We start from the raw sequence: 6,555 nt of genomic DNA on the forward strand, positions 1-6,555 counted from the left end.
CTTTCATTCAAATAAGGGCCGAGCATTATTATAATGCACTTGGCTTTAGTCTCATTTCACACACATATGATTTCTTGGATGTTTTATACTCAATATATCATTTTGCTTTTTAGTGGATACATGAGTATAAATTTGTGTTGTTGTTATGGAGCTATGTCCTAAAATTTGCTGTATATAACGTATATCAACATCTTCTTCCAAAAGCAGTGTTGCAAAGGAATGTCTAAACATATGTGGGGTCAAATGTTTACAGATATTTGCTTTTTTTGTATAATTATTAATTATGATACGAACAGATTGTTCTGAAAGCCGGTTTCCTTTTCTGTTAATAAACAAATATTCTATAGAATCGTTTTGAACATTAAAAGTTGAGCGATATTCTCTGATTATTTTAAGTACTTCTGGGTTGGCAATTGTAACAATTCGTTCTTTTGCACCTTTTCCCCAGATTCGAATTTCACCGGTCCTCAAATTAATATCATCTGTCTTTAATGAACAAAGTTCCGAAACTCTCATACCACTTGCAAACAATAACTCTAATACTGCAATATTTCGCAGATGAACTTGTTTTTGGTATGCCGTAACATTTATATTTGTGGGCTCATTGTAGGCTGTTTGTAACAGATGTTCAATGACGTCAAAGGAAATCGTTTTAGGAAGAACTTTGGGCTCATGAAATTTTAAATTAATTTTAGAAAAAGGGTTCTCTTTAATAGTTTCTTCGTATTCCAACCATGTAAAAAAATGCCTTAATGCTAGCTAATTTTCTTTTAACTGTTTTAGGTTTATATTCTTTATGCAAATATGTAATATAAGAAGATAGAAGGTTTTTGATACCATCATATTCAGTACGCATCATATATCTTTGAAATTGCGTAATATCAATACGGTAAGCTTTCAGGGTTTTTTTTCGCTTAGTTTTTTTTGATATTGACAATATTCAAGATAATGCTTGGTGAGTTGTGTATAATTTAACATTCATTATGTCCTCCTAGAATTAGTTAGAATACATTATGATGTTTTTTTCACTGAATGTCTATGAAATAAAATAGTAAAATAAAATCGATGTAGTAGCTTTTATATAATATGAAATAGAAAAATAATACATTTTGGAATAGTATATAAACAATAGATATTTAGGAAAAAGGCTTATTAATAAGATAAAGTTATATTTTAGGAGGTGTAGTGTATGGCAGAGAGATTTGTAATATTAACAAAATATATATCACAACTTACAAAAGCTGAGTACGGTAACTGGATAATTGATAAGAAAAATAAAGGAACCGTAGAAAACCCAATTCAAATGCCATTTGTTAAGTACTCAGATTTTGTCAGTACATTCATTCGAGATGTATATAGATGCATAGATGAAAATAAAGATATGGAATTAAATCGTTATGGAGAAATTTTAGAAAAGAATGGTCTTCAATGGGGAATTGAATCTATGAAAGATGCAGAGGTGTCGTCATTAGATGCTCAGTGTATCATGGCTCTCATCACAGGAGCTGTTCGCGCTGAGAGGTTCTGTGATGGAGCGTTACTGGACTTCTTTAAAAGCGGCTGTTTTGAAAAATGGTTGAATAGATTAAAGGATATAGATTCTCGGAAATAGATTTCCTGATGTTCTATTAAGTAAACATAATTATCAGTAAATGCAAGCATATGATTGATAATAAAAGCAGGTAGTGAAGTGAAAAATGGATAAAAGGAGGTTTTACAGCATGATTCATATACTGCAAGACCTCCTTGTATCAAGTAAAATCTAAAACTTAATTTTCTTCTCCAGCAAAGCAATCCCCTGATACAAAATCGCCGATACAATACACAGGATCACAATACTCATCACCACCAGATCCATCTGGAACACCTGGCTTCCATAGATAATCAAATATCCCAGTCCTTTATTCGCCGCCAAAAATTCCCCAATAATAACACCAACCAGACAAAGCCCGATATTGACCTTTGTATTGCTGATGATGAGAGGTACAGAACCAGGAAGCAGTACCTTGAAAAGAACATCCTTTTTTGTTCCGCCCAGGGAATAGATCAGCTTGATCATATCAGGATCCACCTGAGAGAAACCGGTATGGAGCGTCATGATGCAGCCAAAAACCGCCACGGAAATGGAAGCGACAATAATGGTCTTAATGTTGTTGCCCAGCCATACAATTAAGATGGGAGCAAGGGCGGATTTTGGAAGGCTGTTAAGCATGACAAGATAAGGCTCCAGTACTTCCGATACACTGCGGCTGGACCATAACAGAATAGCGATCAGCAGTCCAAAGACGGTGACCAAGGCAAAGCTTATGAGAGTTTCCATTACGGTTACCCCGATGTGCATAAAAATGCTTTTGTCCACTACCATATTAAAAAAAACAGATGGTCATACGGGAAGGAGAGCTGAATATGAAGTCATTGATCATGCCCAGTCTTGCACACAGCTCCCAAAGGGAAAGAAGCAGTACCAGCAGCATGGTACGCCATACCCGGACATTGCGCCGGTGCAGCTTTTCCTTTTCAATAAACTCCTGTTGGGCTAAGGTGGGATGAGTCTCAATCATGATTCTGCAGCTCCTTCCATACCTGATTAAAGTAAACAGAAAATTCCGGCATGTTCCGCCGTGTCAGAGGCCGTATATAGTTATCCCCAAAGGAAACGGGTATGATGGCTTTTATTTTGCCCGGCCTGCTTGTCAGTACGATGACCCTGTCGGCAACACTGATGGCTTCAGAAAGGTCATGTGTAATAAGAATTGCAGTTTTATGAGTACTTTTTATAATGGAACTGATATCATCACAGACGGAAAGCCTGGTCTGATAGTCCAATGCGGAAAATGGTTCGTCTAATAAAAGAAGGTCCGGATCCAGGGCCAGGGTGCGGACCAATGCGGCACGCTGCCGCATGCCTCCGGACAGTTCAGACGGCTTTGCCTGCTCAAAGCTTCCAAGGCCATAAGTATGGAGCATCTGATGCAGCTTTTCTTTGGAGCTTTTATTTCGCTTTTTCTGAATTTCCAACCCCAGTTCAGCATTTCCCATAATGGTACGCCATTCAAAAAGGTGATCCCGCTGCAGCATGTAACCGATATTGACGCCGGATTTTGCCTGGGAGGCGCCGTCAATTAAGATTTCTCCTTCGTCTGGAACTAATAATCCGCTAAGAAGAGATAGAAGGGTTGATTTCCCGCAGCCGGATGGACCGACAATTGCAAGGAATTCCCCGTTATCTGCAGTAAAAGATATATTGGAAAGGGCCAGTGTCTCACCCTCAAGGGAATGATAGGAGTAACTGATCCCGCGAACTTCCAGTTTTGGCTTCATGGGTCCTCCTTATATGACAGATTTGATCTGATATAGTGTTATGATATGTACAAAAAAAAGGAGTGTGAAGGACTATGCCTTCCCATCCTTATACAAAATGCCGGATTGCTGTTTTTTTCTTTCCCAGCCTGATTTTGGATCCGGTTACAGGAAGCTGATAAAAATGGTGGAATATATGGCGGAAATACAGGGAAAATAAGAAAAAAAACCTTGCAATGGGGAATAAACGGTGTTATACTGTCTAAGATAACATGACAGTTAAAATGATAAAGAGTGGGCGAAAGTCCACTCTTTAAATTTGTTTGGAAAGGTGGGAGAGAGATGGCGAGGAGAGAAGAGTACGAGGCAAAGACAGAAAGCTTTTTGCTGCCCCTTATGGAAGAAAACAATTATGAACTGGTTGATGTAGAGTACGTAAAGGAGGCAGGAAACTGGTATCTGCGGGCCTATATAGATAAAGAAGGCGGAATTACGGTGGATGATTGTGAAACCATAAGCCGAAGACTGGGAGATTGGCTGGATGAAAAGGATTTTATTGCAGACAGCTATATTTTAGAGGTCAGCTCTCCAGGGCTTGGAAGACCGCTTAAAAAAAAGATAAGGATTTTAAGAGAAGTATCGGAAAAAAACGTGGATATTAAGTTATATAAGCCATTAAACAAACAAAAGGATTTTACAGGAACGCTTACATCCTATGACAGGGAAACAGTGACCATTACCCAGGAAGACGGAATAGAGCTTGTGTTGAACCGCCCGGAAATCGCTTTGATCCGGCTGGCATTTGATTTCTAAACAGTAAGAGATATTAGGAGGATAAAAAAATGAATAAGGAACTGTTAGAAGCACTGAATATTCTGGAGAAGGAGAATAATATCAGCAAGGACACCCTGTTAGAGGCAATTGAGAATTCTCTTCTTACGGCGTGCAAGAACCATTTCGGAAAAGCGGATAATGTCAAGGTCAGCATCAATCGTGAAACCTGTGATTTTAATGTATTTGCAGAAAAAGAAGTGGTGGAAACAGTTGAAGATCCCCTGCTGCAGATCAGCCTGGCAGATGCAAAGATGGCAGATCCTAAGTACGATATCGGCGATGTGATCCATTGCCAGATTGACTCTAAAAAGTTTGGACGAATTGCCACACAGAATGCAAAGAATGTGATTCTGCAAAAGATTCGTGAGGAAGGCAGAAAATCTCTTTTTAACGACTGGTACTGCCAGGAGAGGGAAGTTGTCACAGGAATTGTGCAGAGATATTTAGGCAGGAATGTAAGCATTAATTTAGGTAAGGTGGATGCCATCCTGAATGAAACAGAAATGGTAAAAGGGGAAGTTTTTAAGCCTACAGAGAGAATCAAGGTGTTCGTTCTGGAAGTAAAGGACACTCCAAAGGGCCCAAGAATTTCCGTATCCAGAACCCATCCGGATCTTGTAAAGCGCCTGTTTGAATCCGAGGTCGCAGAAGTAAAGGACGGAACTGTGGAGATCAAGGCAATTGCAAGGGAAGCAGGATCAAGGACAAAAATTGCTGTTAAATCCAATGATGCCAATGTGGACCCGGTGGGTGCATGCGTAGGCTTAAACGGTGCAAGGGTCAATTCCATAGTGAATGAGTTAAGAGGGGAGAAAATCGATATCATTAACTGGGATGAGAACCCGGCCTACTTAATTGAAAACGCATTAAGCCCGGCAAAGGTTATCTGTGTTGTTGCAGATGAAGAATCAAAGGAAGCACAGGTGATTGTTCCGGATTACCAGTTATCACTGGCCATCGGTAAGGAAGGACAAAACGCAAGGCTTGCAGCCCGGCTTACCGGATATAAGATTGACATTAAGAGTGAGACACAGGCAAGAGAGCTCGGCCTGTTTGAAGAACTGGGGCTTGAATATCAGGAAGCAGGAGCCGGATATGAAAGCTATGAAAATGAATACCATGACGGCGGAAACAGCGAAACGCAGGACTACCAGGAAGAGTATCAGGACGGCTACCAGGAATAAGACCCGGCTGGTGATTACCAGAATAAAAAACAGGAAGTGATGGAAACGTGAGTACAAAGAAATTACCGCTCAGACAGTGCATCGGCTGTGGTGAGATGAAAAATAAAAAAGAAATGATTCGTGTTCTGAAAACCTCAGAGGATGAGATTCTTCTTGATGCAACCGGACGTAAAAACGGACGGGGAGCTTACCTCTGTCCTTCTATGGAATGTTTTAAGAAGGCAGTAAAAAAACAAAGGGCTTGAGCGTTCCTTCAAGATGGCGATTCCAAAAGAAGTATACGAAGCATTGGAAAAGGAGATGGAGCAGTTTGAATGACAGACAAAAGATCCTTAATCTGATTGGTCTGGCCACAAAAGCAGGAAAGACTGTAAGCGGAGAATTCATGACAGAAAAGTCCGTAAAAACCGGGAAAGCATCATTAGTAATTATTTCAGGGGAAGCCTCGGAGAATACTAAAAAGATGTTTACCAATATGTGTACTTACTATAACGTTCCAATCTACTTTTTTGGGGGAAAAGATGAACTGGGCCACGCTATGGGTAAGGAGATGAGAGCATCTTTAGCTATCGTGGATCATGGGTTTGCAAAGGCAGTCGTGAAACTGATGAATACAAAGGTCGGTAGTGAGTGTGAAGAGGACCTTTCACATCTACCGGTATGTGCTGCAGAGCGCGCACAGAATGGAGGAAAGCATGAGAGTATATGATCTGGCAAAAGAACTGGGAAAAGACAGTAGTAAGGAAATACTGGATATCTTGGAAAAACATAATATAAATTTAAAGAGTTCTTCCAACGTTACGGATGAGCAGGCAGCAATCGTGAAAAAGGAAGTGGGCGGCCACAATCGGGGAACCTCATCGGCTCAATCCAATGCACCGGCTGGGGAGGATTCCGATGCGCCGAAGAAAAAGATCGCGGCGGTATTCAGACCGCAGAACGCGCAGATGAATCCTCAGGGACAGCATTCCCAGTCCCAGAAGGGAAGACCTTATCAGTCTGACAGGCAGGGCGGGGAGCAAAGAAACCGTCAGGTAACAGAGCAGTCTTTATCAGGAACTCCTGAACATTCAAGAGAACAGAATACAGGAAGCCGGGAAGGCGGAAGACCCCAGGGAGGCTATCAGGGAAACCGCGACAACCGTGAAGGAAGACCCCAGGGAGGCTACCAGGCAACCGTGACAACCGTGAAGGAAGACCCCAGGGAGGCTACCAGGGAAACCGTGACGGAAGACCG

The 6,555-nt window shown here is 41.0% G+C and carries 8 protein-coding genes and 2 pseudogenes; 6 read left to right on the forward strand and 4 right to left on the reverse strand.

The window, feature by feature from the left end:
- Positions 1–51 precede the first annotated feature (51 nt).
- The gene (locus tag JCM10519_RS24265; protein WP_347845374.1) at positions 52–732 is read right to left on the reverse strand and encodes a tyrosine-type recombinase/integrase; all 681 of its coding nucleotides are present in this window, start codon (positions 730–732) and stop codon (positions 52–54) included.
- Positions 710–937, reverse strand: coding sequence for a site-specific integrase (locus tag JCM10519_RS33705; RefSeq protein WP_347845375.1), 228 nt, complete (start codon positions 935–937; stop codon positions 710–712). The genes JCM10519_RS24265 and JCM10519_RS33705 overlap by 23 nt, the downstream gene beginning before the upstream one ends.
- Positions 938–1,189: 252 nt before the next feature.
- Here JCM10519_RS33705 and JCM10519_RS24270 point away from each other — a divergent pair, with 252 nt between their 5' ends.
- Positions 1,190–1,612: a DUF6508 domain-containing protein gene (locus tag JCM10519_RS24270; RefSeq protein WP_054742524.1), complete on the forward strand. Its 423-nt coding sequence runs from the start codon at positions 1,190–1,192 to the stop codon at positions 1,610–1,612.
- A 150-nt stretch (positions 1,613–1,762) separates the two neighbouring features.
- On the opposite strand, the pseudogene JCM10519_RS24275 reads toward JCM10519_RS24270, so the two are convergent.
- Both JCM10519_RS24275 and JCM10519_RS24280 read right to left on the reverse strand, forming a co-directional pair.
- Positions 1,763–2,561, reverse strand: a pseudogene (locus JCM10519_RS24275) (ABC transporter permease).
- Positions 2,554–3,321, reverse strand: coding sequence for an ATP-binding cassette domain-containing protein (locus tag JCM10519_RS24280; RefSeq protein ID WP_054742528.1), 768 nt, complete (start codon positions 3,319–3,321; stop codon positions 2,554–2,556). The pseudogene JCM10519_RS24275 and the gene JCM10519_RS24280 overlap by 8 nt, the downstream one beginning before the upstream one ends.
- Positions 3,322–3,642: 321 nt before the next feature.
- Here JCM10519_RS24280 and JCM10519_RS24285 point away from each other — a divergent pair, with 321 nt between their 5' ends.
- From JCM10519_RS24285 to JCM10519_RS24305, 5 genes and pseudogenes are all read left to right on the forward strand, one after another.
- On the forward strand, positions 3,643–4,113 hold the full coding sequence (locus JCM10519_RS24285; RefSeq protein ID WP_054742530.1) for a ribosome maturation factor: 471 nt from the start codon (positions 3,643–3,645) through the stop codon (positions 4,111–4,113).
- Between the two features lie 29 nt (positions 4,114–4,142).
- The gene (gene nusA / locus JCM10519_RS24290; RefSeq protein WP_054742531.1) at positions 4,143–5,318 is read left to right on the forward strand and encodes a transcription termination factor NusA; all 1,176 of its coding nucleotides are present in this window, start codon (positions 4,143–4,145) and stop codon (positions 5,316–5,318) included.
- A 47-nt stretch (positions 5,319–5,365) separates the two neighbouring features.
- A pseudogene (locus JCM10519_RS24295) lies at positions 5,366–5,636 on the forward strand (YlxR family protein).
- Positions 5,629–6,027 carry a ribosomal L7Ae/L30e/S12e/Gadd45 family protein gene (locus JCM10519_RS24300; protein ID WP_054742533.1) on the forward strand — a complete coding sequence of 133 codons (399 nt, stop codon included), beginning with the start codon at positions 5,629–5,631 and terminating at the stop codon, positions 6,025–6,027. The pseudogene JCM10519_RS24295 and the gene JCM10519_RS24300 overlap by 8 nt, the downstream one beginning before the upstream one ends.
- On the forward strand, positions 6,014–6,555 hold a 542-nt coding region (locus tag JCM10519_RS24305), incomplete at its 3' end, for a translation initiation factor IF-2 N-terminal domain-containing protein (protein WP_347845376.1). The genes JCM10519_RS24300 and JCM10519_RS24305, both read left to right, overlap by 14 nt.

It is taken from the genome of Clostridium sp. NkU-1 (assembly GCA_001312405.1).

Excerpts from the sequence above, each read along its gene's own strand:
- JCM10519_RS24270 (WP_054742524.1), top strand. The coding sequence starts at position 1,190 with ATGGCAGAGAGATTTGTAATATTAACAAAATATATATCACAACTTACA.
- JCM10519_RS24280 (WP_054742528.1), bottom strand. The coding sequence starts at position 3,321 with ATGAAGCCAAAACTGGAAGTTCGCGGGATCAGTTACTCCTATCATTCC.
- JCM10519_RS24285 (WP_054742530.1), top strand. The coding sequence starts at position 3,643 with ATGGCGAGGAGAGAAGAGTACGAGGCAAAGACAGAAAGCTTTTTGCTG.
- nusA (WP_054742531.1), top strand. The coding sequence starts at position 4,143 with ATGAATAAGGAACTGTTAGAAGCACTGAATATTCTGGAGAAGGAGAAT.